We start from the raw sequence: 1,411 nt of genomic DNA on the forward strand, positions 1-1,411 counted from the left end.
TAGAAGATGTCACGGAGCGTAGGGCCACAGAACAGGCGTTGCGGCACGCGCAGAAAATGGAGGCCATAGGTCAACTTACCGGTGGCGTGGCCCATGATTTCAACAACCTGTTGGCCGTAATTCAGGGTTGTGCCGAGTTGCTTGGGGATATGCCTGGACAGGATGAGGAGCTAACCGGACAAATCTTGCGCACCACAGACCGTGGTGCGGCCTTGACCCGGCGCTTGCTTGCATATGCCCGCAACCAGCCCTTGGAACCAAGGGCAATTGATCTGAGGGCGCTAGTCGTTGGAATGAAGGATCTGTTGACGCGCACTCTAGGGGGAATGATTGATGTGGAAGTGATTGCGCCGATGGCACTTTGGACTGCTCGCGCTGACCCCGGCCAGGTCGAGGATACGCTGCTGAACCTTGCGATCAATGCCAGCCACGCGATGCCCGGAGGTGGTAAGCTGACCATCGAATGCGCAAATATTAAACTTGAAGCCGATTACTTGAGCGAGGCGCCTGATGTGCCACACGGTGAGTATGTGATGATTGCAGTCGCCGACACCGGAACTGGTATGAGCCCTGATGTAATCGCACGGGCATTTGAACCGTTTTATACGACTAAGAGCGTCGGTGAAGGCTCTGGTCTGGGCCTGTCTATGGTTTACGGCTTTGCCAAACAATCCGGCGGACATGCCAGCATCCACAGTGAAGAAGGCACAGGCACGATGGTCAAGGTGCTGCTACCTCGAGACAGCCAGGAAGCCGAACGTAGCTCGATGGCCAAAATGGCAAGCCGTCCAACCGGGAGCGGCGAGACGGTGCTTGTTATCGAGGATGACCCTTTCTTGCGCATGGTAGCAGAGCGCACAATAATGGGTCTCGGTTATGTTCCCGTCATGGCTGAACATGCCGAAGCAGCCCGTGCATTGCTGGCTGCGGGGCAGTCTTTTGATGTCATTTTATCTGATGTCGCGCTTTCCGGGAACACAAATGGACCGGAATTTGTTCAAGAGGTGCTGACACAGTACCCAGAGGCACGAATTCTGTTCATGTCGGGTTATCCCGCCGAGGCAGCCAATCAAATCGGGTTTGCTGTGACGAACAACATCTTACTCAAAAAACCGTTCACAAGGGATGAACTCGCAAAAGCTCTAGATGACGCGCTCCGAGGGGCTTAGGTTCGGAAACTTCTTGAGACGCGCGCCAAGGCTCAAAGCTATGCCATGTCTGTGGACATCAGACACAACTCAGAACACTCGGAACTGCGAATTCGTGATGCTGGACAAAACCTTGCAACCGGAAATGTGCGAGAATTCCCTTACGCGCTCAGCACTGGACTATTCCCTGGTCACTGCGCGGGTTTTCATGACAGCGGAATCCCCACCGAACTCCCAACGCGTTGCAAACTACGGTGGTGAGA

At 54.6% G+C, this 1,411-nt stretch carries 1 protein-coding gene; it reads left to right on the forward strand.

The window, feature by feature from the left end; translation table 11 throughout:
* The coding region (locus AC2T28_RS24915; RefSeq protein ID WP_486751296.1) for an ATP-binding protein at positions 1–1,169 on the forward strand (1,169 nt) is incomplete at its 5' end.
* Between the last annotated feature and the right edge of the window lie 242 nt (positions 1,170–1,411).

The organism is Parasedimentitalea nitratireducens, assembly GCF_057444295.1.